Origin of the sequence: Kitasatospora sp. NBC_01246 (genome assembly GCF_036226505.1) — a bacterium.
Classification (GTDB): domain Bacteria; phylum Actinomycetota; class Actinomycetes; order Streptomycetales; family Streptomycetaceae; genus Kitasatospora.
The window spans coordinates 6,960,973-6,987,448 of record NZ_CP108484.1 but is presented as its reverse complement, the minus strand read 5'-3'; the positions used below and the strand labels follow the sequence as shown (position 1 = coordinate 6,987,448).

Sequence of the window (26,476 nt, the reverse complement as noted above, 5' to 3'; positions counted from 1 at the left end):
GAACAGGTTCTATCAGGCTGCCTCCGGTCCCCGGGTTACCCCGGTCACACCGCCGGACGGCGGCTTCTGCCACTATGTCCCCGTGACCGACCTGACCGAGAAGGAGAGACCGGCCGCCGACACCGCCGGCTCGTTCGCCGAGCTGCTGCGGATCGAGCGGCTGGACGAGAACACGTTCCGGGGGCGCTGCCACGCCGGCGCCCCCATGCGCGCCTTCGGCGGCCAGGTCGCCGCGCAGGCGCTGACCGCCGCCGGGCACACCATCGGCGACGACCGGGACGTGCACTCGCTGCACAGCTACTTCCTGCTCCCCGGCGACCCGTCCCGGCCGATCCGCTACGAGGTCGACCGGGTCCGCCAGGGGATGTCCTACGCCACCCGCCGGGTGACCGCCGTCCAGGGCGGCGAAGCGATCTTCACGCTCTCCGCCTCCTTCAAGCGGCCCGAGCCCGCCGCCGACCGCCACCGGGAGATGCCGGCGCTGCCCGGCCCGGAGGAGTTGCCGGACGCGCTGGCAGGCTGGGACGCCGAGGCCCGCGCCGCGCTGACCCGCACGGGCGGCTTCGGCTCGCTGGACCTGCGGTTCGTCCCACCGGACGCACCCGGCGTGCCGCCGGCCGTCCCGGGCATGCCGCAGCAGTTCGTCTGGCTGCGCACCGCCTCCCCGCTCCCCGCCGGGGACCGGCTGCTGCACGTCTGCGCGCTGACCTACCTCTCGGACCTCACGCTCGCCTCGACGGCCGGGCTGCACGTCCAGCCGAACTTCTTCCAGCGCACCGAGCCGCCCCGGCTGATCATGGCCTCGCTGGACCACGCGATGTGGTTCCACCGCCCGTTCCGGGCCGACGAGTGGCTGCTGTTCGCCCAGCGCAGCCCCTCCTCCTCGGACGGCCGGGGGCTGTCGCTCGGCGAGTTCTACGACCGGGACGGCCGGCTGGTCGCCTCCGCCGTCCAGGAGGCCCTGATCCGCGACCGGGCACCCCGGGCGCACTGACCCCGGTTCCGCGCCGCCGTCCGCCGGCCACCGGTGGACGGCGGACGAACGCGGGGCGACCGGTCGGCGTCATACTCCTGAGCGGTTCCGAGCCGTATCATGGTGCGGGTGACCAAGGTTGACCTGTCACCACGACCGGTGGAGGCGATGTCTCCACGTCAGCTCGAACGCCGCGAGTCCCTGATCGCGGCCGCGCTCGCCCTGGTGAACGAGATCGGTGTCGAGCGGCTGCAGATGAAACAGGTCTGCGAGCGGTCCGGAGTCGCCCTCGGGACGGCGTACCGCTACTTCTCCTCCAAGGACCACCTGCTGGCCGCGGCCATCGCCGAATGGCACCGGCTGCTGCTGGCCGACCTGGTGGCGGAGCTGCGCGGACCGCGGGCCGGGCTGGGGGCCACCGACCGGGTGGTGCGCTTCGTGCGTGGAGGCATGCGCGCCTACCAGCGCCAGCCCGAACTGGCCCGGCTCCGGGTGGCCGTCGCCGCCTCCACCGACCCCTTCGCCAGCGAGGCGCTGCAGGGCATGGCCCGGGCCGACAGCACCGCGCTCCAGGCGGTGATGGCCGAGGTGCCGGCCGCCGCGAGCGACCTGGTGCGGCACATCGTCGGCCACGCCTGGCAGGGCGAGCTGACCGCCTGGGTGACCGGCCGCACCACGCTCGGCGACGCCCGGCGGCGGCTGGAGGACGTGGTACGGCTGGTGCTGACCCCGTACGAGGCGCCGTACGAGGCCAGCCCCACCGGCTGAGCGGCGTCAGGCGACCGTCACCGGGTGGACCACCACCGCGTCGAACAGGTAGCCCTCGCGGTTGAACACGGACGTCGCGGGCTGGGTGTTGCCCCGGCGGTCGGTCGCGCGCGCCCGCAGCTCGTACGGGCCGGTCCGGTCCGGGCGCCAGTCGAGGCTCCAGCGCGTCCAGTTGTCGGCGCGCGGCTCGTCCCGCAGCTCGGCGCGGTGCCAGCGCCGGCCGCCGTCGGTGCTCACCTCGACCCGGCGGACCGGCGCCGCGCCCGACCAGGAGCGTCCGTACAGGCGGTGCTCGCGGCCCGCCGCCAGCACCGCGTCACGGGCGAGTTCGAAGGCGCTCTTCACCACCTGGGTGGTGACCGGCGCACTTCCGCCGGCCGGGTAGTCAGGACCGAACATCCGGTAGAAGTCGGTGTTCCAGGGCGAGTACAGCGGCTGGTCGGCGACCTCGATCGAGCCGACCCACTTGATCGAGGCGATCCCGATCCAGCCCGGCACCACCAGCCGCAGGGGCGCACCGTGGTCGGGCGTCAGCGGTTCGCCGTTCATCTCGTAGGCGAGCAGCACGTCGTCCAGCGCCTTCGCGACCGGCAGCGGGCGGCGCACCCGGCCGAAGTCGACGCCACCGCTCACGTACGCCGGGTCGAGGCCGCTGGGCATCACGTCCACCGCGTCCCGGGTCAGCCCGGCCCGGTGCAGCACCTCGGCCAGCCGCACGCCGCGCCACTGGGCGGAGCCGACCCCGCCGAGCGTCCAGGGGGTGCCGGGCACGGGCTGGTTCTGCTGGGTGGCGTAGAAGCTGCGGCCGTTGCCGGCGCACTCGATCAGGGCGCTGATCCTGGTCGAGGGCAGGGCGCGCAGGTCCGCCAGGCCGAACTCGACCGGCCGCCCGGCGTCCGGGCCGCCGCGCAGGCCGCTGCCGAAGAGCCGCAGCCGCCAGCTGTCGGCGTCGATGACCGGGGTACTGGTGTGGTTGCGGACGAAGAACCGCTCCACCGGGACGTGCCGGCCGATCGCGCCCTCCGCGTCGCGCAGCGCGTCCCAGCGCATCTCGGCGTTGGTCCCGCGCGGGAGGAACCACTCGGCGGGCAGCGGCTTCACGATGCCGGGCACGGGGGACACCGTACCCGCGAGGGCCGTGGACGGCTCGGCAAGCGCTCCCGGCGCGGCGGTCGCGGTCCGCGCCCGGGCGCGGTCCGGGACGACCAGCCCGCCGGCGGCGGGTGCGGCGAGCACCCCGGCGGCGGTGAGCATCCGCAGCAGGGTCCGGCGCTCGACGCCGTCGGCGCGGGCCTCGCCGGCCGACCACTGCCGGCGGCGGAGCCGGTCGTAGGCGGCCTCGCCGGGGATCGGGCTCGCGGGGGTGGTCCGAAGGGGGTTCGCGGTGGGCACGGGCACACTTCCGTTCGGTTGCGGCGGACGGTCGGGCGGGCCGCGCGGCCGGGCGGGCGGGGACGGGGCGCCGACGGCGCGGGTCCGCTCCGGCCCGGCGCGGCGCGCGGGCGGGGCTCAGCGACAGCGGTCGGTGCGTCTGGCGCGGCGGGCGACGGCCCGGCGGGCAGCGGCGCTCCGGACCGGGGCGGCGGTCCGCCCGGTCGGTCTCGCGGCGCTCGGGCCTCCGGTCACGCCCGGATCATACGATCGCGAACCGTGTCGCGTCCGCCGATCCCGCCGATCGACGCCGCGCGGACGGTCCGGCCCGCACCGGACTTGACCTTCACACCGGTGTGAACTCCTAGCGTGCCGATCACCGAGCCATCCAGGTGAACAGGAGCCCCGCCATGACCGAGCCGTCCCCCGCCACCCCGCCCGCGCTGGCCCGGATCGTCCGGGGCTCCGGCCCGGGCCTGTTGCTGGCGCACGGCGCCGGCGGCAGCGCCCGGGACAACTGGGGGCCGCTGCTGGACGACCTCGCCGCCCACCGCACCGTCGTCGCACCCGACTTCCCCGGCTCCGGCGACACCCCGTTCGAGCCGGCCGGGCCCTCGCTCGACGAGCTGGCGGACCGGCTGGTCGCCGCCGCCGTCGAGGAGGGCCTGGAGAGCTTCGACCTGGCCGGGTACTCGCTCGGGGCCGCCGTCGCCGTCCGCGCCGCCACCCGGCACCCGGCCCGGGTCCGCTCGCTGCTGCTGCTCGCCGGGGTGGCCGGCGGCGACCACCGGCTCCGGATCACCGCCGAGCTGGCGGCCGGCCTGGCCGACCACCCGGAGCTGCTGGCCCGTTTCGTGCTCGCGGTCGCCTTCGGCGAGACCTGGGTCGACGCGCTCACCGCCGAGCAGCTCGCGGACCTGCGCGCCGCGCTGCTCGCCCCCGTCCCGGCCGGCTACCGCCAGCAGTTCGGCCTGGCGGGCCGGGTGGACGTGCGCGGCGACCTGGCCCGGGTCACCGTGCCGGCGCTGGTGATCAGCACCACCGAGGACATGCTGGTCGCGCCGAGCCAGCACCGCGCCCTGGCCGAGGGCATCCCGGGCGCCCGGCTGGTCGAACTCGCCAGTGGCCACCTCCCGGTGGTCGAGCGCCTGCCCGAACTGCGCGCGCTGCTGCTGGACTTCGTGACCGGTCGGCCGGCGTAGCGACGGCCCCGCCGCGTCCGGGCCGGGAACAGCCCGGCCCGGACGGGCGTTCGCCCGGTCATGCGCATCGGAGAACTCGCCCGCCTGACCGGGGTGTCCACCCGCCTGCTGCGGTACTACGGGGAGCAGGGGCTGCTCGAACCGGACCGGTCGGCCGCCGGCTACCGCGAGTACCGCGAGGGCGACCAGATCCGGGTGCGGCAGATCCGCGGCCTGCTCGCGGCGGGCCTGTCCACCCGGGTGATCGCCGAGATCCTGCCGTGCGCGAGCGGCCCCGTCCCGGCCCTGGAGGCCTGCCCCGACCTGCTCGCCACCCTCCGCGGCGAGCTGGCCGAACTCGACACCCGGATCGCCGAGCTGACCCGCAGCCGGCAGGCCCTGGCCGGGTACCTGGACACCGCCGCCCCGACCACCGGGCCCTCCGCCCGCGCGTACGCGGCCGCCTGACGACCCGCGGCCCGGCGCGCCGATCCTCGCCCTGACGGCCCGTCCGGTCGCCTCTCCCCGGCGTGCCCTCCCCCCGGCACCCCCGAGGACTGGACATAGTACGACATGTATCCATTTTCCGATCGTGTCGCCGACCGTCCAGTACGCCAGGAGAGGGACCTTCATGAGCAGCCAGCCACCAGGCCCGGACGAACCCGCCGCGACCCTCCCCGTCGACCGGACGGTGTTCGGCGTCAGTGCCGTGCTGGTGCTGGGGGTGGTCGCCTGGGGCGTCTTCGCCGAGGACTCGCTCGGCCGGACGTCCGACACCGCGCTCGGCTGGGTGCTGCACAACTTCGGCTGGCTGTTCGTGGTCGCCGCCGACGTCTTCCTGGTGCTCACCGTCCTGCTCGCGTTCAGCCGCTTCGGCCGGATCCGGCTCGGCCGTGACGACGACGAGCCGGAGTTCTCCACCCTCGCCTGGGTCGCGATGATGTTCAGCGCCGGCATGGGCATCGGCCTCATGTTCTACGGCGTCGGCGAACCGCTCCAGCTCTACGCCGCGCCGCAGCCCGGCTCCGGCCTGGAGCCGCAGAGCCCGGCCGCCGCCCAGCAGGCGCTGGAGTTCTCGCTCTTCCACTGGGCCCTGCACCCCTGGGCGATCTACGCGGTCGGCGGCCTGGCGCTCGCCTACACCACCTTCCGCAAGGGCCGGGGCAACCGGATCTCCGCCGCCTTCGTCCCGCTGATCGGCGAACGCGGCGCGAACGGCTGGCCCGGCCGGGCGATCGACCTGCTGGCGGTGTTCGCGACCGTCTTCGGCTCGGCGACCAGCCTCGGCCTGGGCGCCCTCCAGGTGGCGGACGGCCTCGGCTTCATCTCCTCCGTCGAGAACACCGAACGCACCCAGCTGGTCATCATCGGCTCGCTGACCGCCGCCTTCGTCCTCTCCGCCTTCTCCGGCGTGCACAAGGGCGTCAAGTGGCTCTCCACCTCGAACGTCGTGCTGGCCTCGCTGATCATGCTCTTCGTCTTCGTGTTCGGCCCGTCGGTCTTCGTTTTGGACGCGATCCCGTCCACCGTCGGCGGCTACCTCTCCGACCTGGTCGCCATGTCGACCCAGACCGGCGCCTTCACCGACGAGAGCTGGCTCGGCTCCTGGACGATCTTCTACTGGGCCTGGTGGCTCTCCTGGGCGCCGTTCGTCGGCACCTTCATCGCCCGCATCTCGCGCGGCCGGACCATCCGGCAGTTCCTCACCGGCGTGCTGCTGGTCCCCAGTGGGGCGACGGTCGTCTGGTTCTGCGTGATGGGCGGGACGGCGATCCGGCTGAACTCCACCGGCGAGGCCGACCTGGTGGCCACCATCCCCCAGGGCGCCGAGGCCTCGCTGTTCGAGATGCTGCGCTCGCTCCCGCTCGGCTCGGTGACCAGCGTCATCGCGGTCCTGCTGGTGATGACCTTCTTCATCACCAGTGCCGACTCCGCCTCGCTCGTGCTCGGCTCGCTCTCCAGCCGGGGCTCGCTGCACCCGCGCACCTGGCTGGTGGTGGTCTGGGGCGTGCTGATGGGCGGGGTCGCCGCCGCGCTGCTGCTGGCCGGCGGGCTCACCGCGCTGCAGAACGCCACCATCCTGGTCGCGCTGCCGTTCGTGGTGGTGATGCTGCTGCTCTGCGTCGCCCTGGTGAAGGAGCTGCGCGAGGATCCGGCGGCCGGGCCCTCGCGGTTCCACGCCGCGCACGGCCTGCGGGACGCCGTCCGGGTGGCCGTCGGCGAGGCGATGGCCGACGCCCGGCGGGGGCCGCGACCGCCGTCCCGGTGACCGCCCCGGATCCGCCCCGCCCCGGGGCGGGGCGGATCCGGCACGAACCGACGCTTGGCCCCCATCCGGACTTCACCCGCGCGTACCGCTCGTTCACGCCGCCCTGGAACGCTCCCTGACATGAACGCCAACCCTCCGGCGACCCTCCAGGACCCGCGCTTCCCGCTCCCGCAGCGCCACCGCCGCTTCCTGGCCTGTGCCGCCGTTCTCGCCTCCGTCGCCCTCGGCACGCTCGGTGTGGGAGCCACCGTCGAAGCCGCCCAGCACGGCCCGCTCACGGCGGCCACCGCCCGACGATGACCCGCTGATCCCGCCGCCCTCCACGCCCGACCCCAGGCACCGCCGTCCGGCCCACCGGCCACGGACGCGGTGCTTCTGTCGTCCCCGGCGCGCGGCCCGCTCGACGGCGGGCCGGTGGCGCTCAGGCCCGCCGCTCCGCCCGGGGGCCGGCCGGGGCCGCCACCGGGGTCTCCCGGCGGGAGTGCCGGCCCGTCCCCGGGGCCGGCCGCAGATCGGGCGCCGGAGCGAAGCGGGCGGCGGGGGCGCGCAGCAGCCAGCCCGGCGGCCGGGTGCCGCGCGGCGTAGGGGCGATCAGGCCCATCCGGTGCAGCAGGTCGAGGGCGTCGCGGCGCAGCGCGGTGCGGTCGGCGAGGTAGTCGCGCCGCCAGCCGGCCGGCAGCCCGTACTCGTCGGCGATGTCCCCGAGGACGCCGTCTATCAGCGCGTCCGGGATCGGGACGTCGGCGCCGGTGGCCTCGCCGGGGAGCGGGCGGACCTCCTCGACCAGGCGCTCGACCAGCAGCAGGGCGGCCTGGGCGAGGGTGCCGGCCCCGGGCAGGGCGAGGTCGGTGAGTTCGTCGGCGGGGTCGAGCAGGGCGACCCCCTCGGCCCGCAGTTCGGCCTCCAGGCCGAGGAACTCCGCGAGCGCCGCCGGGCCGGTCCGGCGGTGGAGGTCGAGCCAGTCGCGCTGGTCCGCGGGCAGGTCGGCGGCGAGCACGGCGGGGGTCTCGGCGAGGCGGCGGCGCACGGCGGTGCCGGGCTCGGCCCCGGCGGCGCGGCGGATCAGGTCGGCGGCGTCGTCGGCGAGGGCGGGCGGGCCCGCGGGTACGGCGCGGGCCAGCTCCCGGTCGACCGTCAGGACGACGCCGTCCGCGCTCCGGTCGGCGGGTATCTCGCCGAGCACCTGCCAGTCGGCCAATGCGGCGAGCGCCATCGCGAGGTCGGCGGGCGTGGTGGCCGGACCGGGCGCGGCGTCCCGCATCGCCGCCAGCAGGGGACCGAGCGGGAGCCGTTCGGGGGCGTCCACCAGCAGGGACAGCGCGAGGGCGAGCTGGGCGTAGCCGCCGGGGGTGAACGGCGCGCCGGTGCCGGGGTGTTGGAGCCGGCGGGCGGCGCCGGGGCCGAGCCCGGCCTTGTAGAGGCGGGCGTGCCAGGGGCCGACCACCAGGCGGTAGCCGAGCAGGGTGTCGAACTGGCCGGTCAGCCAGTCGCGGTGACGCCGGATCAGCGGAAACCCGTCGGCGTGCGGCCCGGAGGCGGTGACCAGCGGGTGGGCGAGCAGCAGCCGGGCGGCGATCCGGCGCTCGGCGGCGGCGGAACGGTCCTGCGCGCCGGCGGCCGAGCGGGCCGGCTCGGGCTTGCGGTGCTTTCCGGGCAGACCCGGCTTGGCTCCTGAGCGGATGACGGGCAGCGCCCCCTCGTCCCGCCGGGCCCGGCGCTGGCGGCGCGCCGGCCGCGGCTCGCGCACCCGCAGCGCGGCGGGGGCGTGCGCGGTGGGACCGTGCCACCAGCTGACGGCGTCACCGGCCGCCGCCTCCGGACCGGTCACCGGCTCGGCCGGGACGCCGAAGTGGCGGGCCGGGTAGAGGCCGAAGGTGGCGACGCAGAGGTCGTCGGCGGTCCCGGGATCGGCCTCGGCGAACCAGTGCGCCAGCCGGAGCAGCCCCGGATCGGGCGAGAGGACAGCCCCTCCGGTCCCCTGCGGAGCGTCAGGACCGGCTTCGCGTACGGCGACGACGGCGACGGTGGTGCCCTGCCCCGCCCCGCCCGTGCGCCCGTCCGACGTGCCGCCGGCCACCCGCGTGGTGCCGGCCGCGTACTCCTGCTGCTCCATGTCGTGGACCAGACTAGACGGTGGGCGCGGCCGCCGGTGGCCCCAACCGGAGCTCGCGGCGAATTGGTCCGCGCGTACCCCGCCGGAGCGGCCCCGGCCGTCGGCGCGCGCTGGCCTACGCCCGGGTAGTACTCGCGGGTAACCCGGCCTTCCCCGGACGGACCCGGTCGCCTAGGGTGCGGACGAACGGGCCGCCCGCCCCCACCCACCGGAGGACACCGCCGCATGAGCATCCGCACCACCACCCGCGCCGTCCTCGGCGGGCGCCTGCGCTCCGCCACCGGGCTGCTCACCGGCTTCGCCGCCACCTCGGCGGCCCACCTGGGCGCGCTGCTCACCGACACGCCCGCCCTGCGGCACGCCACCAAGCCGGCGCTGATGCCGCTGCTGGCCGCGCACAGCGTCACGGCCGCCACCGCGGCCGGGCGGGAGGCGCCGAAGCTGCTGGCGCCCGCGCTGCTACTCAGCGGCGGCGGGGACGTCCTGCTCCAGCTCGGCGACGACACCGCGTTCCTGGCCGGGATGGGCTCCTTCGCGGCGGCGCACGTCTGCTACGTGACGATGTTCGTCCGGCAGGGGGCGCTGACGGACCGGCGGCGTGCGCTGATCGTCACGGCCGCGTACGCGACGGCCTGGGCCGTGATGGTGGGCCGGCTCTGGCCGGACCTCGGCGGCCTCCGGACGCCGGTGGCCGGGTACAGCCTGCTGCTCGCCTCGACCGCCGTCACCTCGGCCGGGCTGGGGTGGCGCACCGGCCTCGGCGGGGCGCTCTTCCTGCTCTCCGACACCCTGATCGCCACCAAGCTCGCGAAGTGGCGCGAGCTGCCCGGGCACCAGTTCTGGATCATGGCGACGTACCTCCTGGCCCAGTACCTGCTGGCCTCCGGCCTCCTGCGGGCCGCGGAGGCGCCGGAGACCCCGCGGGCTCCCCGGGCGTCCACGGCGGCCGGGGTCACCGGGGGCTCCGCGGCCCGGGCCGCGACGGCCTGAGACGGGCCGGTGCCGCCGGACCGACCGGTCCGGCGGCACCGTGGGGCGGGCCCATGGGCCCCGGGTGCGGGGGCGCGCCTTCAGGCGGACCCGGCGCCGCCGCGTCGCCGCAACAGCCAGAATCCGCCGATACCACCGACCACCAGCGCCGCGCCGCCCGCCAGCTCGGCGGGGTCGGCCGCGACCGAGCCGCCGAGACCGGTCTGCACGGCGCCGTGCGGAGCGATCTGCTGGCTGCCCGCACCGGACTGGCCGAGCGAGCCGGCCCACTCCCCGGCCGCCTTGCCCCACTCGCCGAGGCTCTGGCCGGGCGAGGAGGAGGCTCCGGAGGACGCGGCGACGGTGGTCACCGTGACGCTGGTCGAGAAGGCGGCGCCGTCGGGGCAGGTGCCGTCGACCTTGCTGTCGCCGCCGGCCTTGCCCGCCAGCCGCGCGGAGCCGGTGTGCCGGCCGTCCGATCCCAGGGTGAGGGTGGCCGGGCCGCCCTCGAAGGCCTGGGAGCTCGCGGTGATGGTCTTGGCGTCGGGCTTGTCGGACTTCTCGCAGGAGACCGTGACCGTCACGGTCTGGCCCGGTGCGGCCTGGGACGGGCTGACCGTGGCGGCGCCGTCCTTGGCCAGCGCGAGGGGGGCCGTCAGGCCGGTCAGCACCGTCGCGCCGATCAGGGCGGCGGCGGCCGTACGCGTGGGGCGCATACCGGAACCTCCGGGATTCTCGGGCGCGGCCGGGGACTCCGAAGTCCACGTGATCGAACAACCACACCCAGTCATTCACCGACGGTAGGCACACACCCGGCGCCCGGCCACCGCTCTGGCCCGTTCGGGCGAGCAGCCGCTACGGGGCGTGACGCCGGGCCCGGCCGGGCTCAGAGGTCCAGGTCGACCACGACCGGGGCGTGGTCCGACGTCCCCTTGCCCTTGCGGGCCTCGCGGTCCACATAGCTGTCCGTGACGGCGTCGGCGAAGGGCTTGTTGGCGTAGGTGAGGTCGATCCGCATGCCCCGGTTCTTCGGGAAGGCCAGCTGGCGGTAGTCCCAGTAGGTGTACGGGCGGTCGTACTTCAGCGGGCGGGGCACGACGTCCTGCAGACCGGCCTCGCCCAGGGCGGCGAGGGCGGCGCGCTCGGCGGGGGTGACGTGCGTCAGGCCCTCGAAGGCCGCCACGTCGAAGACGTCCTCGTCGGTCGGGGCGATGTTGAAGTCCCCGAGGACGGCGAAGGGGCGCTCCCCCGCGGCGTCCTCCAGCGAGGCCAGGCGCAGGGCCTCCAGCCACTCCAGCTTGTAGCGGTAGTGGGCGTGGTCCACCTCGCGGCCGTTGGGCACGTAGACCGACCAGACCCGGACCGGGCCGCAGGTGGCGGCGATGGCCCGCGGCTCGGTGTCGGGCAGCAGGGCGCCGTCGGCGAGGAAGCCGGGCTGGCCGGGGAGGTCGCGCACCACGTCCTCCAGACCGATCCGGGAGACGATGGCCACGCCGTTCCACCGGCCGGTGCCGTACGCGGCGGTCTCGTAACCGAGCTCGCGGACCGGCTCGTAGGGGAAGGCGTCGGTGGAGCACTTGAGCTCCTGGAGGCAGAGCACGTCCGGCTTGGCGCTCTCCAGCCATTCCAGCAGCTTGGGCAGCCGCGCGGTGACGGAGTTGATGTTCCAGGTGGCGATGCGGACGGTCACGGCGGGCGGCCTTCCCGGTGGTACGGACGAGGGTGGGCGCCCGGCAGGACGCCCACCCCGAATCTACCGCCCGGCACCGACAGGCCCGTGGGCCCGCGGGCCCAGGGGCCACCGCCGTCAGGCGTCGGGCGTCAGGGCGCGGGGCGCACCACCGCCGCCGCGCCGCCGCCGCGCCGCACCGGCTCGGCGGCCGCCACCCAGCGGCCGTCCGGCAGGCGCTCGACGCCGGTCGCGGCGCCGATCTCGGGCGTGCTGGTGAACACGTGGCCGAGCGCCTCCAGCCGGGCCCGCTCGGGCAGGTCCAGGAAGGCCGGCTCGGCCTGGGTGGCGGCCGTGTTGCGCTGGCTGGCCCGCGGCGCGGCGATCGCCTGCTCCAGGCCGAGGCCCCGGTCCAGGCGTCCGAGCAGGACCTGGAGGGTGGTGGTGATGATGGTCGCGCCGCCGGGCGAGCCGGCCGCCAGCACCGGCTCGCCGTCGCGCAGCACGATGGTCGGCGAGAGCGAGGAGCGCGGGCGCTTGCCCGGCCCGGCGAGGTTCGGGTCCGGCACCCCGGGGGTCAGCGGGGTGAAGTTGAAGTCGGTCAGCTCGTTGTTGAGCAGGAAGCCCCGGCCGGGGACGGTGATGCCGCTGCCGCCGGTCTGCTCCAGGGTGAGGGTGTAGGAGACGACGTTGCCCCAGCGGTCGGCCACGGTCAGGTGACTGGTGCTCAGGCCCTCGTAGGGCTCGGGCTGGGCCGCGCCGGTGTTCGCGCAGTCGGCCGGGTGGCGCGGGTCGCCGGGGGCGAGCGGGCTGGTGAGCGCCCGGTCGGGGCTGATCAGGCAGGCCCGCGAGGCGACGTACCGGGGGGAGAGCAGCTCCTTGGCCGGGACGTCGGAGAAGGCCGGGTCGCCGACCCAGCGGTTGCGGTCGGCGAAGGAGATCCGGGAGGCCTCCAGGAAGTGGTGGTAGTACTGCGTGTCGTCGTACCGGCCGACGTCGCCGTCCTCCAGGATGCCGAGCGCCTCGCCGACGGTGGTGCCGCCGGAGCTGGACGGGGCGATCGAGTAGAGGTCGTAGTCGCGGTAGGCCACGTGGGTGGGCTGCTGGCGGCGCACCTGGTACGCGGCCAGGTCGGCGGCGTCCACCTTGCCGGGGCGGGCGTTGCGCCCGGAGGCCGGGTCCACCGGCGGGTGCTGGATGGTCCGGACGATGTCGGCGCCGAGGTCGCCCCGGTAGAGCGCCGCGGTGCCCTGCTCGCCCAGCTGGCGGTAGGTGGCGGCGAGCTCGGGGTTGCGGAACGTGGAGCCGACCGCGGGGAGCTTGCCGCCGGGCAGGAAGAGCTTCGCGGTGGCGGGGAAGTCCTTGAACCGGTCCTGGTTGAGCGCGGTCTGGTCCTGGAAGGTCTGGTCGATGGTGAAGCCCTGCTCGGCGATCCGCCGGGCCGGCTTCAGCGCGTCGGCGAAGGAGCGCTTGCCCCACTGCCGCACGGCCGTCTCCCAGGTCGCCGGGGAGCCGGGCACGCCGACCGACAGCCCGCTGGTGACGGCGTCCGCGAAGGCCAGCGGCTTGCCGTCCTCCAGGAAGAGCGACGCGTCGGCCGTCCGGGAGGCCGTCTCGCGGCCGTCGATGGTGGACACCCGGCCGCTGTCGTGGTCGTAGTAGACGAAGTACCCGCCGCCGCCGATGCCGGCCGAGTACGGCTCGGTGACACCGAGCGCCGCCGCGACGGCGACGGCGGCGTCCACCGCGTTGCCGCCCTTGCGCAGTACCTCGATGCCGGCCGCCGTGGCGTCGGCGTCCACGCTGGCCACCGCGCCGCCCCAGCCCACCGCCTCGGGCACCTTCGGCGGCGGGGCTGCCGCCCCGGCCGGCCCGGCGGCGGAACAGACCAGGGCGGTGGCAAGCAGGAGCGGCGGGGCGATTCGGGCCAGAGCTCTCATCCGGAGGCCTCCTGAGTCGACGTCAACTCCGTTGTTTCACAGGAGGCATGGCCCGGACAACAGGGCGCCGCGACTACCGGCGGGTAGTCCGGCGCTACAGCACGCTGCGCTCCACCCGGCGCCGCTTGATGGTGCGGAAGCGACGGGCCACCTGGCGGGCGAGGTCGGCGGCGCCGACCAGGCCCGCCTCGTTGCCCAGCGCCGCGTGCGCGATGGTCGCCTCCGGCCGGAAGCCGCGCCCGGTGAGGGTGCGGCGGAAGGCGTCCCGGGCCGGGGTGAGGAGGAGGTCGCCGGCCTCGGAGACGCCGCCGCCGACCACGAAGCGGCCCGGGTCCAGGGCGGCAGCGAGGTTGGCGATGCCGACCCCGAGCCAGGTGCCGACCTCGTAGAGCAGCTCGACGGCGGTCGCGTCACCGGCCCGGGCGGCCTCGGTGACCAGCGGGCCGGTGATGCCCTCGACCGCGCCGCCGGCCCTGGCCAGCAGCAGCTGGACCACCGGCGACTCCTCGGCGACCAGCTCGCGCGCGTCGCGCACCAGGGCGTTCCCGGAGGAGTACTGCTCCCAGCAGCCCCGGTTGCCGCACGGGCAGCGGTGGCCGCCGGGCACCACCTGCATGTGCCCGAACTCCCCCGCCAGCCCGTACTTGCCCCGGTCGACGTAGCCGTCGCGGACCACCGCGCCGCCGATGCCGGTGCCGAGGGTGAGCATCACCATGAGGTCCTCGCCGCGCCCGGCGCCGAACCGCCATTCGGCCCAGGCCGCCGCGTTGGCGTCGTTCTCGACGATCACCGGGAACCGCAGCCGCTCGCTGAGCGCCTGCTGGAGCGGTTCGTTGCGCCAGTTCAGGTGCGGGGCGAAGAGCACCCGGGAGCGCTCGGCGTCCACCCAGCCGGCCGCGCCGATGCCCACCGCGTGGACGTCGTGGCGGTCGGCGAGTTCGAGCACCAGCTCGACGATGACGTCCTCGACGACCCGGGGGCTCTTGCTCTTGTCGGGGGTGTCGGTGCGCAGCTTCTCCAGCACCTTGCCCTCGCCGTCCACCACGCCCGCGACCACCTTGGTGCCGCCGATGTCGACGCCGATGGTGGGCAGCCGCAGGAGGCCGGCGGGCAGGGCCCGGCGGCGGCGCTCGGCCCGCGGCCCGAGGCCGAGCAGGCTGGGCAGGACCGGTGGCCGGGAGGCGGCGTTGGGGGTGGTCACGGCTGCGGACGCTCCTCACGGGGATCACGGGAGTCACGGGGTTCAGGGGTGTCGGTGCCCGGGCGGGCCAGCTCGTGCGAGAGCTCCTCCAGGTCGGAGCCGCCGGCCATCTCGGTGGTGAGCTCCTCCAGGCCGATCTCCGCCCGCGGGTGGCTGCCGGCCATCCGGCCCCGCTTGAGCAGGGTGAAGTGGTCGCCGACCAGGTAGGCGTGGTGCGGGTTGTGGGTGATCAGCACCACCCCGAGGCCGGCGTCGCGGGCGGCGGTGACGTACTTGAGCACCACCCCCGACTGCTTGACGCCGAGCGCGGCGGTGGGCTCGTCCAGGATCAGCGCCTCGGCGCCGAAGTGGACGGCCCGGGCGATCGCCACGCACTGGCGCTGGCCGCCGGAGAGGGTGCCGATCGGGCGGTCGACGTCGTGCAGGTCGATGCCCATCCGGGCGAGCGCCTCCCGGGTGGTGGCGCGCATCCCGTCGGCGTCCAGGCGCAGTCCGCCCCAGCGCCGCAGGCCCCGTTCGGAGCCGAGGAAGAAGTTCCGCCAGACGGGCATCAGCGGGACGACCGCGAGGTCCTGGTAGACGGTGGCGATGCCGCGGTCCAGCGCCTCGCGCGGGGAGCCGAAGCGGACCTCCTCGCCGCCGACGGTGAAACGGCCCTCGTCGTGCCGGTGCAGCCCGGCGATGATCTTGATCAGGGTGGACTTGCCGGCGCCGTTGTCGCCGAGCACGCAGCTGATCTCGCCGGCCCGCAGGGTGAGCGAGACGTCCTGGAGCGCCCGGACGGAGCCGTAGGTCTTGCCGACGCCTTCGAGGCGGAGCAGCTCGGTCATCGCGGTCCCCGTTCGGCGCGGCGCTTGACGAAGGTGTTCAACAGGGCGGCGAGCAGCAGCATCGCACCCAGGAAGAACTTGAACCAGTCGGGGTTCCACTGGGCGTAGATGATGCCCTTGCTCGCCATGCCGAAGATCAGCGCGCCGAGCGCCGAGCCGACCACCGAGCCGTAACCGCCGGTGATCAGGCAGCCGCCGATGACGGCCGCCACGATGTAGATCAGCTCGTTGCCGACGCCCTCGCCCGACTGCACGGTGTCGAAGGAGAACAGCAGGTGCTGGCCGAGCACCCAGGCGCCGAAGCCGACGCCGAGGTAGAGCACCGTCTTCGTCCGGGCGACGGGCACGCCGACCGCCCGGGCCGCGGCCGCGTCGCCGCCGACCGCGAAGATCCAGTTGCCGAAGCGGGTCCGCAGCAGCACCCAGCTGCCGACCAGCAGCAGGCCGAGCCACCACCAGACGGTGGCCTTGATCGTCAGCCCGCAGACGGTGACCTCGGAGGCGAACAGCCAACGGCAGGCGCCGAAGCCCTCCATGTCGGAGATCGGCTTGGTCGAGACGGTGCCGGAGACCAGCTTGGTGACGCCGAGGTTGGCGCCGGTGAGCATCAGGAAGGTGCCCAGGGTGACGATGAAACTGGGCAGCTTCGTCCGGCTGAGCATCCAGCCGTTGAAGCCGCCGACCGCCAGCGTCACCAGCAGCGAGACCAGCACGCCGACCCAGGTCACCGCGGTGAGCTGGTAGGACACCATCGACGAGGTCAGCGCGGCGGTGGTGACCAGCACGCCGGCCGACAGGTCGAACTCGCCGCCGATCATCAGCAGCGAGACCGGGACGGCCATGATCCCGATGGTGGAGGCCGCGTACAGCACGGTGCCCAGCGAGGAGACCCGCAGGAACGGTTCGGCGACCGCGGCGAAGACCAGGAAGACCGCGGCGGCGGCGATCAGCGCCCCCAGTTCGGGGCGGGCGAGCACCCGCCGCAGCGCCGCCGGGCGGTCCTGGACGAGGAGGTCGGTGGTGCTCAACGCGTCCCCCTCGCGACGTACTCGGCGAGGGCGTCGGCGTCGTCGCGGGTGAGGATCTGCGGCCCGGTCAGCACGGGCTTGCCGCCGCCGAGCATGTCCAGGTTGGAGCGGTAGAGCCAGAGCAGGTCGACGCCCTCGTAGCCCTGGAGGTAGGGCTGCTGGTCGACGGCGAAGCCGACCGAGCCGGACTTGAGGCCGGCCACCACCTGGGTGCCCAGGTCGAAGGTGTCGAGCTCGACGGGGCGGCGGGCGTCCTGGATCGCCTGCAGTCCGGTGGCGGCCATCGGCCCGGAGAGGGTCAGCACGGTGTCGATGGCCGGGTCGGCCTGCAGCTTGGCGGAGACGGCGGCCCGGGCGTCGGGCATGTTGACGCCGTCCACGTAGAGCACCTGGAAGGCCCCGCCGGCCTTGGACTGGGCGCCGGAGCAGCGCTGCTCCTGGCCGACGTTGCCCTGCTCGTGGATCACGCAGAGGACGTTCTTGCGGCCCCGGCCGGCGAGCTCGGTGCCGGCCGCCTGGCCGGCGGTGGACTCGTCCTGGCCGATGTGGGTCAGCGCGCCGAACCGGGCGGAGTACTCCTGGCCGGAGTTCACGGTGATCACCGGGATGCCGGCCGCCTTGGCCTTCCCGAGCACGTCACCGAGCGCGTCGCCCTTGGCGAGGGTGACCAGCAGGCCGTCGACCTTCTGGTCGATGGCGGCCTGGACCAGCTGGACCTGGTTCTGGGTCTGGGCGTCGTTGGAGTACAGGAAGGTGATGTTGTCCTTGGCGGCGGCCTGCTCGGCGCCCTTGCGCACGGTGTCCCAGAAGGCGTCGCCGGCGCCGGCGTGGGTCACCATGGCGATCTTCCAGCGCGGGGTGGTGACGGCACTGCCACCGGCGGCCGCGGCCTGGCTGCGGGCGTGCTCGGCGCGGAGGCCTCCGGTACTGCTGCAGCCGGCCACGGCGGCCAGCACGGCGAGGACGGCGCAGGCGGGCCGGAACCGGCGGAAGGGGCGAAAGCGGGTTGTGCTCATCCCCATAGTCTCGCTGCCCGCCGCGCGCGGCATCGCACCGCCTCGCCCGCCGCCCGGATCCGCCCGGGCGGTATCGTGCCCCCGGTGGCGTTCCTGGGAGTCCGCTGGGCGCAGCGTCCGGGTGCGGGCCGTCAGGGTGGCAGACTGGTGCGGGCCCCGCGGGGGAAGCAGCACCGAAACGTGATGTTCCTCTCAGGTTCCTTACAGATTCGGACGGCAACCGATCCCGCGTTCCCGACCGTCTGATGCCATTGGAGCGCGTTCCGGGCGAGTGGGGCCCCGGACGGCTTTGAACCCGGATACGAGAATTTGATGCAACTGACAGGCACGCCATTCCTCATCTGCACGATCGTCCTCGTGCCGATCTCCATCGCGGCGGCCCTGCTGCTCTGGGGAAAGGTGCGCGGGCCGAGGCCGGTGCAGGTCCTGTCCAGGCTTGCCATGATCGTCTTTTGCCAGATCACCGCCGTGACGACGGTCTTCGTCATGGTCAACAACGCCAACCTGATCTACGGCAACTGGGACGACCTGCTGGGCACCGGCAACCACGTCCGGGCCGTGCCCTCCGTCCCCCCGGCCGAGGCGGGCGCCGGCGGGGCCCAGGCCGGCGGCGACGCCGCCAAGCAGCCGCCCAAGGTCCACCAGCAGTTCCGCAGCGTGGACGACCCCAAGGTGCCGAACGACGTCCAGAAGACCGACCTCAAGGGCCAGCTGTCCGGCGTGGACGGCGAGGTGCTGGTCTGGCTGCCGCCGCAGTACCACGACCCGGCGTTCAAGGACAAGAAGTTCCCGGTCGTCGAGCTGATCCCGGGCTTCCCCGGCTCCTCCTCCACCTGGTACGGCACGCTCAAGGTCTCCGAGCAGCTCAAGCCGCTGATGCAGGAGGGCAAGGTGGCGCCGTTCATCCTGGTCTCGCCGCGCACCCTGCTGCTGGGCAACAGCACCGACGCCGGCTGCACTGACGTGCCCGGCAAGGTCAACGCGGACACCTGGCTGACCCGCGACGTCCCCCAGATGGTGCTGGACAACTTCCGCGCCGAGCCGTCGGCCGACCGCTGGGCGGTGGCCGGCTACTCGGCCGGTGCCCACTGCGCCGCCAAGCTCTCGCTGGCCCACCCCAACCGCTACCGGGCCGGCATCAGCCTCTCGGGCTACAACGACCCGGCGGTCGAGAAGTCCTCGCTGGTCGGCAAGGACGCCCAGCTGCGCGAGGCGAACAACCCGGTCACCATCGTGAAGACCGCCGCCCAGCCGCCGAAGGTCGCCCTGTACATCAGCGGCAACAAGGGCGACGGCTACGAGGACGGCCAGGCGATCGCGGCCGTCGCGAAGGCGCCGACCACCGTCCAGGTCCAGGAGACCACCGGGCCGCACTCCAGCGACGTCTGGAAGAACATGGTGCCGGGCGTCTTCCAGTGGCTCACCTCGATTATCCCCGTGCAGCCGTAGTCACGCGGAAGGGTCCGCCCCGCACACCGACGGTGTGGGGGGCGGACCCCTTCCGGTGCGGGCTCAGGCCAGTTCGAGGGCCAGGTAGAAGTCCACCCGGTCCTCCAGCCGGGAGAGGTCACGGCCGGTCAGCTCCTCGATCCGGCCGATCCGGTAGCGCAGCGTGTTGACGTGCACGTGCAACTGGGCGGCGCAGCGGGTCCACGAGCCGTCCGAGCGCAGGAACGCCTCCAGGGTGCGGACCAGGTCCGCCTGGTGCTCGATGTCGTAGGCGATCACCTTGTCCAGCAGCCGGCCGCGGAACGCCCGGCGGACCTCGTCGGGCACCGCGGCCAGCAGCAGCACGTGCGAGGCCAGCTCCTCGGGGCCGGCCACGCAGACCCGGCCGACCCGGGCGGCGGCGATCCGGCGGGCGTGCCGGGCCTCCTCCAGGGCGCCGCGCAGGCCGCCCGCCTCGGAGGCGGGGGCCGACACGCCGAGAGTGATCCGGCCCTCCGAGCCGAGGCCCGCCTCCAGCGGGGCGAGCAGCTCCCGCAGGGTGTCGGCGGGCACCGCGCTGTCCAGCGCGGGCAGCACCACCACCGCGCCGGTGCCCGCCCCGGCGACCAGGGCGCGGTCGGTGGTGCCGTTGAGAGCTTCCTCCAGGATCAGCCGCACCGCGCCCTCGGGCAGGCCGGTGCCCTCGGCGCTGAGCACCAGCCAGGAGCCGTCCGGCGACTGCGGCTTGGGCTCGGGGTTCTCGTACCGGGCGGCCATCGCCGAGGAGGCGTACAGGGTGCGGCTGATCTCGCCCGGGTCGGCGTCGCGCTGGAGCAGCGTCAGCACCTCGTCGGCGAGGCGGCGGCGCAGCCGGCGGCCCTCGTCGCGGCGGTGCCGCTCGGCGGCGACCAGCCGGGCCAGGTTCTCGGCGAGCTGCTGGCGCTTGGTGGTCCATTCGGTGACGTCGCCGGCCACCGCGAGCACCCAGTCGGCGAGCGGCGCCTGGACGTCGTCGAGGGCCGGGGCGGGCAGCAGCGAGTAGGAGCCGTTGGCCAGCCGGGCCCGGTGCGGGGGGCGGCGGCGCTGGCGCTGGGCGCCGAGGTGGGCGCGGACCAGCTGGTCGCGGTCCTCGGCGGAGAGCCGGTCGGCCGGGCCGGCGATCACCGCGCCGGTGGGCGTGAGCACCCAGCAGTCGAGGTCGAGGTCGCCGCCGAGGAGGTCGAGGACGGCGTCCAGTCCGCCGCCGCCGGCCGCGGAGACCAGCAGCCGGTGGCGGTCGACCAGGGCGGCCAGGTCGGCGGCGCGGTCGGCGGAGACCTGTCGGCCGATGAACTCGGTGACGGTGCCGAAAGCGATGTCGTCGGGTACCGCCAACAGGGGCATCCGGTGCCGGCGACACGCGTCGACGAGGTCCTCGGGGACGGGGCCGACCTCGGCCTCGCCGGCCGCGAGGGCGACCGCGCCACCGGCCACGATGGTCCGCACGAAGCGTTCGGAGTCGGCCGGCCCGGTGCGCCAGAGCATGCCGGTGAGCACCAGCTCGCCGCCGTGCAGGTAGCGGCCCGGGTCGTGCAGGTCCGTGGTCATCACGCCGCTGACCTGCCGGTCGAGCTCTTCCTCGGCCGCGAGCAGGCGCAGTCTCGGGGCTCCGGGGGCGAGCAGGTCGCGGACACGCATCCGGGACTCCTTACGGGCTTGGGGTGGGGGTGAGGGGGCCCGAGCGCGCGGTCCGGGGGTCACAGTGTGCCCGAACATCCGTGCTCGGTGTTACGTCCCAACGGACGCCCGGATCACGGGGTCATAGCTTGGGAATCACGGCCGGATTACGGTCGTAGGCAGCACCCGGAAATCAGCTGGGCTGCGAGATTCTCGTCCTTAGAGGAACGTACAGGATGCCGGGCGGGACCACAGCCGGGGCTTCATGCCATCGGTGACTGCCAGTGGGCCCCGTCACAGAGGTTCACTGGCCACACGCCGCCGGACACACCCCGGTGACCAGGACCCGACGCGGAGGCGACGAAGCGGACAGCGCGGTCCGAACACCGAGTTCCGGGCACTGTGCCCACCCGTCCGGCCGGCAACGACTTGAGGAGACACCCGCATGGAGTTCCTTCGGCCCGCTACCTGGGACGAGGCACTCGCGGCGAAGGCTGAGTACCCGACCGCGCTGCCCATCTCGGGCGGTACGGACGTCATGGTCGAGATGAACTTCGACGTGCACCGGCCATCCGCGATTCTCGACCTGAACCGCATCACCGAGCTCACCGAATGGTCGAACGACGGCGACGTCGTCCGGCTCGGCGCCTCCGTCCCCTACTCCCGGATCATCGACGAGCTGTCCGGTCCGCTGCCCGGCCTCGCGCTGGCGGCCCACACCGTCGGCTCGCCGCAGATCCGCAACCGCGGCGGCGTCGGCGGCAACCTCGGCGGTGCCTCCCCGGCCGGCGACGCGCACCCCGCGCTGCTGGCCGCCGGCCGCGACGTGTTCGTCGAGGCGGACTCCGTGCGCGGCACCCGGATGATCCCGATCGACGAGTTCTACGTCGGCGTCAAGCGCAACAGCCTGGCGGCCGACGAGCTGATCAGGGCCGTGCACATCCCCGTCGCGGACGGCCCGCAGCAGTTCTCCAAGATCGGCACCCGCAACGCCATGGTGATCGCGGTCTGCGCCTTCGGCTTCGCGCTGCACCCGAAGAACGGCACCGTCGGCACCGGGATCGGCTCGGCCGCCCCCACGCCGCGCCGCGCCGTCGAGGCCGAGGAGTACCTGCGGGGCGTGCTCGCCGAGCGCGGGCTGTGGGAGTCCGGCGAGCTGCTGGGCGCCGAGGTGATCCAGCGGTTCGGCGAGCTGGTGAAGGCCGCCGCCTCGCCCATCGACGACGTCCGCGGCACCGCCGACTACCGGCGGCACTCGCTGGCCGTGATGGCGCGCCGCACGCTCACCTGGACGTGGAACGACTACAGCAAGCAGATCAGGAGCGCGGCATGAGGGTCACTTTCACCGCCAACGGCAAGCCGGTCGAGGCCGACGACGTCTGGGAGGGCGAGAGCCTGCTCTACGTGCTGCGCGAGCGGGTCGGCCTCCCGGGCTCGAAGAACGCCTGCGAGCAGGGCGAGTGCGGCTCCTGCACGGTCTACCTGGACGGCGTCCCGGTCTGTTCGTGTCTGGTCGCGGCCGGCCAGGTGCAGGACCGCGAGGTCCGCACCGTCGAGGGCCTGAGCGACGAGCAGGGCGAGCTGGGCCTGGTCCAGCAGGCCTTCGTCGACGCCGGCGCCGTCCAGTGCGGCTTCTGCACGCCCGGCCTGCTGGTGCAGACCGACGCGCTGCTGGCGAAGGACGCCCAGCCGAGTGACAACGACATCCGTGAGGCGCTGTCGGGCAACCTCTGCCGCTGCACCGGCTACGAGAAGATCATGGACGCGGTGCGGCTGGCTTCCGCCCGCACGTGCGAGAGGGCGACGTCGGAATGAGTACCCGCACCATCCAGGGTCAGAAGAACCTGCAGAACATCAACCAGGCCAGCAAGGACGGCATCGGCGGCTCGCCGCTGCGCCCGGACGGCAACCTGAAGGTCAAGGGCGAGTTCGCCTACTCGTCCGACCTGTGGCACGAGGACATGCTCTGGGGTATGGCGCTGCGCTCGCCGCACCCCCGGGCGAACATCCTCTCGGTGGACATCGCCGACGCGCTGAAGGTCCCCGGCGTGTACGCCGTCCTCACCCACGAGGACATCCCCGGCACCAAGTACTACGGCCTGGAGATCCAGGACCAGCCGGCCCTGGCGATCGACAAGGTCCGCTACCACGGTGAGGCCATCGCGCTGGTCGCGGCCGACCACCCGGAGACGGCCCGCCGCGCGGTGAAGAAGATCAAGGTCGAGTACGAGGTGCTCACCCCGATCACCACCGAGGAGCAGTGCCTCGACCCGGAGACCCACGGCTACGTGCACGAGCCGCACGAGTTCAAGTCGCACGGCTACGGCAACATCTGCCACGAGCAGAAGCTGGTCTCCGGCCTCGGCGTGACCGACGAGGTGCGGGCCCTGGCGGACGTCATCGTCAAGGGCAGCTACGAGGTCGGCATGCAGGACCAGGCCTTCCTCGGCCCGGAGTCCGGCCTGGCCGTCCCGGCCGAGGACGGCGGCATCGACCTCTACATCGCCACCCAGTGGCTGCACGTGGACCGCCAGCAGATGGCCCCCGTGCTGGCCCTGCCGGAGGAGAAGGTCCGCCTCACGCTGGCCGGTGTCGGCGGCGCCTTCGGCGGCCGCGAGGACATCTCGATGCAGATCCACGCCTGCCTGCTCGCCCAGCACACCGGCAAGCCGGTCAAGATCGTCTACGCCCGTGACGAGTCCTTCTACGGCCACGTGCACCGCCACCCGGCGAGGATGACCTACGAGCACGGCGCCACCCGGGACGGCAAGCTGGTCTTCGCCGACTGCCGGATCGTGCTGGACGGCGGCGCGTACGCCTCCGCCTCGCCGGCCGTGGTCGGCAACGCGGCCTCGCTCGGCCACGGGCCGTACGTGATCCCGAACGTCAAGATGCACGCCATCGCGCTGTACAGCAACAACCCGTCCTGCGGGGCGATGCGCGGCTTCGGCGCGGTCCAGGCCGCGTTCGGCTACGAGACCCAGATGGACCGGCTCGCCGCCGAGCTGGGCATGGACCCGGTCGAGCTGCGCCAGCTGAACGCGATGTCGGAGGGCGACTTCATGCCCACCGGCCAGCAGATCGACTCGCCCGCCCCGGTGGCCGAACTCCTGCGCCGGGTCAAGGACATGCCGCTCCCGCCGCCGCTGGACACCGAGCACCTGGACGTCCGCCAGCTGCCCGGCGCGCTCTCCAACACCTCGCACGGCGAGGGCATCGTGCGCGGCGTCGGCTACTCGGTCGGCATCAAGAACGTCGGCTTCTCCGAGGGCTTCGACGACTACTCCACCGCCCGGGTGCGCCTGGAGGTGATCGGCGGCGAGCCGGTCGCCATGGTGCACACCGCGATGGCCGAGGTCGGCCAGGGCGGCGTCACCGTGCACGCCCAGATCGCGCGCACCGAGCTGGGCGTCGAGCAGGTCACCATCCACCCGGCCAACACCGAGGTCGGCTCGGCCGGTTCGACCTCGGCCTCCCGGCAGACCTACATGACGGGCGGTGCGGTGAAGCTCGCCGCCGAGGCCGTCAAGCAGGCGCTGATCGAGAAGGGCCGCCGGCGCTACGGCTGGACCCAGCACGACCTGACGCTGACCGGCGGCAAGGTGGTCTCGCCGTCGACGGGCGCCCTGGTCTCCATGGTCGACCTGCTCGGCGACGAGGCGATCGACCTCACCCGCGAGCACCACCACCGCCCGACCGTCCCGTTCGACAAGGAGACCGGGCAGGGCTTCGGCCACGTCCAGTACACCTTCTGCGCCAACCGCGCGGTGGTCGACGTGGACATCGAGCTGGGCCTGGTCAAGGTGGTCGAGCTGACCGCCGTCCAGGACGTCGGCAAGGCGCTCAACCCGCTCTCGGTGGTGGGCCAGATCCAGGGCGGCTGCACCCAGGCGCTCGGCCTGGCCGTGATGGAGGAGATCATCGTCAAGGACGGGAAGGTCCGCAACGCGTCCTTCACCGACTACCTGATCCCCACCATCCTGGACACCCCGCCGATCCCGGTGGAGATCCTCGAACTCCCCGACCCGCACGCCCCGTACGGGCTGCGCGGGGTGGGCGAGGCCCCGACCGTCTCCGCGACGCCGTCGATCGTGGCCGCCATCCGCAACGCCACCGGTCTGGCGCTCAACCGGATCCCCGTCCGGCCCGAGCACCTGACCACCGAGGCCCCCGGACCGAAGTAGCCACCGGGTCTCCCCCACACCTCCCCGGGGCGGCGACCGTCTTCCCCGCCGCCCCGGGGCAGTTCCACCCCGAAGTACGGGCACCACACATGCACCAGCCGAAGCAAAGCGAACGCATCCTCCCGCTGCCTCTCCCACGCCGGGGTTCTGCAGCGGTGCGCACCACCCACCCCCGGCCGACGGCCGGTGGAACGCACTGCACCGCAGCACTGCCACAGAGTGCGCCCAGTGAGTCGAATCGTCCCCCTGTGCCAACTTCGTTGACTGGCTGTCAGGTCGGCTCGCCCACCCCAACCCCCTTTGACACTTGGGAGTGGACATGACCAGGATCCCCACGGAGCCCGGCACCACTGAAGACAGACCCACCGAGGACGACACCCCCACGTCGGCCCCGGTCGCACCGCCGAAGAACGCCATGGACGCGTACTTCAAGATCACGGCCCGGGGATCGACCTTCGGCAACGAGATCCGCGGTGGCCTCACCACCTTCATGGCGATGGCCTACATCGTCCTGCTCAACCCGATCATCCTGAGCGGCGCCGACGTCAACGGCCTCAAGCTGGACCACGCCCAGCTCACGACCGCCACCGCGCTCGCCGCCGCCGTCACCACGATCCTGATGGGCGTGGTCGGCAACGTCCCCCTCGCGGTCGCCGCCGGCCTCTCCGTCTCCGGCGTGATATCCGCCCTGGTGGTACCGCACACCACCTGGCCCCAGGCGATGGGCCTCTGCGTCGTCTACGGCCTGCTGATCGTCCTGCTGGTGGTCTCCGGACTGCGCGAGAAGATCATGAACGGCATCCCCCTGCCGCTCAAGCACGCCATCACCATCGGCATCGGCCTCTTCGTCTCGCTGATCGGCCTGGTCAAGGCCGGCTTCGTGCACACCGGCGGTCCCACCCCGCTCGCGCTCGGCCCCTTCGGCGAACTCGCCGGCTGGCCCGTGCTGGTCTTCTGCCTCACGGTGCTGACGATCTTCGTCCTGCTGGCCCGCAACGTCCGCGGCGCGATCCTGATCGGCATCGCCGGCGGCACCGTGGTGGCCTTCGTCATCAACGCGGTCGCCGACCTCCCGGCGAAGACCTGGGTCAGCTCCGCCCCGGTGTGGCCGAGCGGCGGCCCGGTCTCCGCACCCGACTTCGGCCTCTTCGGTCACATCGACGTCTTCGGGGCCTTCGGCAGCCACGGCCTCGGCGCGATCAGCGCCTCGGTCGCCGTCTTCACCCTGGTCCTGGCCGGCTTCTTCGACGCGATGGCCACCATCATCGGCGTCGGCACCGAGGCGGGCCTTGCCGACAAGCAGGGCCGGATGCCCGGCCTGTCCAAGGCGCTGTTCATCGACGGCGCCGGCGGTGCCATCGGCGGTGTCGCGGGCTCCTCCGGCCAGACCGTGTTCGTCGAGTCGGCCACCGGCGTCGGCGACGGCGCCCGGACCGGCCTCGCCTCGACCGTCACCGGCGGCGTGTTCGCCCTCATGCTGTTCTTCTCGCCGCTCGCCGCGATCGTCCCCACCGAGGTCGCCTCCGCGGCCCTGGTCGTCATCGGCTCGATGATGATGAGCCAGGCCCGGCACATCGACTGGTCGGACCGCGAGGTCGCCATCCCGGCCTTCCTCACCTGCACCCTGATGCCGTTCACCTACAGCATCACCGCCGGTGTCGCCGCGGGCGTCATCTCGTACACCGTCATCAAGGCCGGCACCGGCAAGTGGCGCGAGCCCGGCCCGCTGATGTGGATCCTCACCGGCGTGTTCGTGGTCTACTTCGCGCTCACTCCGATCAAGTCCTGGCTGGGCGTCCACTAGCAGCACCGCCGCCGTACGGGAATCGTTTCCCGTACGGCGGCACCTCCCGTTCCGTCTTCCGAGATGTTAAGGAGCT

General features: G+C 73.8%; 22 protein-coding genes. 12 read left to right on the top strand and 10 right to left on the bottom strand.

The window, feature by feature from the left end; genetic code table 11:
• The first annotated feature begins 82 nt into the window (after positions 1 to 82).
• Positions 83 to 994: an acyl-CoA thioesterase gene (locus tag OG618_RS29660; protein WP_329490636.1), complete on the top strand. Its 912-nt coding sequence runs from the start codon at positions 83 to 85 to the stop codon at positions 992 to 994.
• Positions 995 to 1,102: 108 nt separating this feature from the next.
• On the top strand, positions 1,103 to 1,741 hold the full coding sequence (locus OG618_RS29655) for a TetR/AcrR family transcriptional regulator (RefSeq protein ID WP_329490635.1): 639 nt from the start codon (positions 1,103 to 1,105) through the stop codon (positions 1,739 to 1,741).
• A gap of 6 nt (positions 1,742 to 1,747) precedes the next feature.
• Here the strand turns inward: OG618_RS29655 and OG618_RS29650 are convergent, their stop codons facing one another.
• Positions 1,748 to 3,133, bottom strand: a complete 1,386-nt coding sequence (locus tag OG618_RS29650; RefSeq protein ID WP_329490634.1) for a sulfite oxidase — start codon at positions 3,131 to 3,133, stop codon at positions 1,748 to 1,750.
• 389 nt (positions 3,134 to 3,522) lie between these two features.
• Between OG618_RS29650 and OG618_RS29645 the strand changes: the two genes are divergently transcribed.
• From OG618_RS29645 to OG618_RS29630, 4 genes are all read left to right on the top strand, one after another.
• The gene (locus OG618_RS29645) at positions 3,523 to 4,314 is read left to right on the top strand and encodes an alpha/beta fold hydrolase (protein WP_329490633.1); all 792 of its coding nucleotides are present in this window, start codon (positions 3,523 to 3,525) and stop codon (positions 4,312 to 4,314) included.
• A 60-nt stretch (positions 4,315 to 4,374) separates the two neighbouring features.
• Positions 4,375 to 4,761, top strand: a complete 387-nt coding sequence (locus OG618_RS29640; protein ID WP_329490632.1) for a MerR family transcriptional regulator — start codon at positions 4,375 to 4,377, stop codon at positions 4,759 to 4,761.
• 163 nt (positions 4,762 to 4,924) lie between these two features.
• The gene (locus OG618_RS29635) at positions 4,925 to 6,562 is read left to right on the top strand and encodes a BCCT family transporter (protein ID WP_329490631.1); all 1,638 of its coding nucleotides are present in this window, start codon (positions 4,925 to 4,927) and stop codon (positions 6,560 to 6,562) included.
• 120 nt (positions 6,563 to 6,682) lie between these two features.
• On the top strand, positions 6,683 to 6,862 hold the full coding sequence (locus OG618_RS29630; protein ID WP_329490630.1) for a hypothetical protein: 180 nt from the start codon (positions 6,683 to 6,685) through the stop codon (positions 6,860 to 6,862).
• A gap of 121 nt (positions 6,863 to 6,983) precedes the next feature.
• Here OG618_RS29630 and OG618_RS29625 read toward each other — a convergent pair whose 3' ends face one another.
• A complete protein-coding gene (locus tag OG618_RS29625) occupies positions 6,984 to 8,675 on the bottom strand; it encodes a DUF2398 family protein (RefSeq protein WP_329490629.1) in 1,692 nt (563 codons plus the stop codon).
• A gap of 225 nt (positions 8,676 to 8,900) precedes the next feature.
• On the opposite strand from OG618_RS29625, the gene OG618_RS29620 reads away from it, so the two are divergent.
• Positions 8,901 to 9,665 carry a lysoplasmalogenase gene (locus OG618_RS29620; protein ID WP_329490628.1) on the top strand — a complete coding sequence of 255 codons (765 nt, stop codon included), beginning with the start codon at positions 8,901 to 8,903 and terminating at the stop codon, positions 9,663 to 9,665.
• 80 nt (positions 9,666 to 9,745) lie between these two features.
• Here the strand turns inward: OG618_RS29620 and OG618_RS29615 are convergent, their stop codons facing one another.
• The 7 genes from OG618_RS29615 to OG618_RS29585 form a co-directional block, all read right to left on the bottom strand.
• Entirely contained in the window at positions 9,746 to 10,360 is a 615-nt protein-coding gene (locus OG618_RS29615; RefSeq protein WP_329490627.1) for a hypothetical protein, read from the bottom strand.
• A gap of 170 nt (positions 10,361 to 10,530) precedes the next feature.
• Entirely contained in the window at positions 10,531 to 11,334 is an 804-nt protein-coding gene (locus OG618_RS29610) for an exodeoxyribonuclease III (protein WP_329490626.1), read from the bottom strand.
• 131 nt (positions 11,335 to 11,465) lie between these two features.
• On the bottom strand, positions 11,466 to 13,253 hold the full coding sequence (gene ggt / locus OG618_RS29605) for a gamma-glutamyltransferase (RefSeq protein WP_329490625.1): 1,788 nt from the start codon (positions 13,251 to 13,253) through the stop codon (positions 11,466 to 11,468).
• A 94-nt stretch (positions 13,254 to 13,347) separates the two neighbouring features.
• Positions 13,348 to 14,409 carry an ROK family glucokinase gene (locus OG618_RS29600; protein WP_329492339.1) on the bottom strand — a complete coding sequence of 354 codons (1,062 nt, stop codon included), beginning with the start codon at positions 14,407 to 14,409 and terminating at the stop codon, positions 13,348 to 13,350.
• Between the two features lie 41 nt (positions 14,410 to 14,450).
• On the bottom strand, positions 14,451 to 15,284 hold the full coding sequence (locus OG618_RS29595; RefSeq protein ID WP_329490624.1) for an ATP-binding cassette domain-containing protein: 834 nt from the start codon (positions 15,282 to 15,284) through the stop codon (positions 14,451 to 14,453).
• The gene (locus tag OG618_RS29590; protein WP_329490623.1) at positions 15,281 to 16,312 is read right to left on the bottom strand and encodes an ABC transporter permease; all 1,032 of its coding nucleotides are present in this window, start codon (positions 16,310 to 16,312) and stop codon (positions 15,281 to 15,283) included. The genes OG618_RS29595 and OG618_RS29590 overlap by 4 nt, the downstream gene beginning before the upstream one ends.
• Entirely contained in the window at positions 16,309 to 17,328 is a 1,020-nt protein-coding gene (locus OG618_RS29585; protein WP_329490622.1) for a substrate-binding domain-containing protein, read from the bottom strand. Before OG618_RS29585 ends, OG618_RS29590 begins: the two co-directional genes overlap by 4 nt.
• Before the next feature lie 357 nt (positions 17,329 to 17,685).
• Between OG618_RS29585 and OG618_RS29580 the strand changes: the two genes are divergently transcribed.
• Positions 17,686 to 18,777 (top strand): alpha/beta hydrolase, encoded by a 1,092-nt coding sequence (locus OG618_RS29580; protein WP_329490621.1) that lies wholly within the window; start codon positions 17,686 to 17,688, stop codon positions 18,775 to 18,777.
• A gap of 63 nt (positions 18,778 to 18,840) precedes the next feature.
• On the opposite strand, the gene OG618_RS29575 is transcribed toward OG618_RS29580, so the two are convergent.
• Positions 18,841 to 20,433 (bottom strand): PucR family transcriptional regulator, encoded by a 1,593-nt coding sequence (locus OG618_RS29575; RefSeq protein ID WP_329490619.1) that lies wholly within the window; start codon positions 20,431 to 20,433, stop codon positions 18,841 to 18,843.
• Between the two features lie 424 nt (positions 20,434 to 20,857).
• Between OG618_RS29575 and OG618_RS29570 the strand changes: the two genes are divergently transcribed.
• From OG618_RS29570 to OG618_RS29555, 4 genes are all read left to right on the top strand, one after another.
• On the top strand, positions 20,858 to 21,745 hold the full coding sequence (locus OG618_RS29570) for an FAD binding domain-containing protein (RefSeq protein ID WP_329490618.1): 888 nt from the start codon (positions 20,858 to 20,860) through the stop codon (positions 21,743 to 21,745).
• Positions 21,742 to 22,227 (top strand): (2Fe-2S)-binding protein, encoded by a 486-nt coding sequence (locus OG618_RS29565; protein ID WP_329490617.1) that lies wholly within the window; start codon positions 21,742 to 21,744, stop codon positions 22,225 to 22,227. Before OG618_RS29570 ends, OG618_RS29565 begins: the two co-directional genes overlap by 4 nt.
• Positions 22,224 to 24,596, top strand: coding sequence for a xanthine dehydrogenase subunit D (pucD, locus tag OG618_RS29560; RefSeq protein ID WP_329490616.1), 2,373 nt, complete (start codon positions 22,224 to 22,226; stop codon positions 24,594 to 24,596). The genes OG618_RS29565 and pucD overlap by 4 nt, the downstream gene beginning before the upstream one ends.
• Positions 24,597 to 24,915: 319 nt before the next feature.
• Complete coding sequence (locus tag OG618_RS29555; RefSeq protein ID WP_329490615.1) at positions 24,916 to 26,400, top strand: NCS2 family permease; 1,485 nt, start codon at positions 24,916 to 24,918, stop codon at positions 26,398 to 26,400.
• Positions 26,401 to 26,476 lie beyond the last annotated feature (76 nt).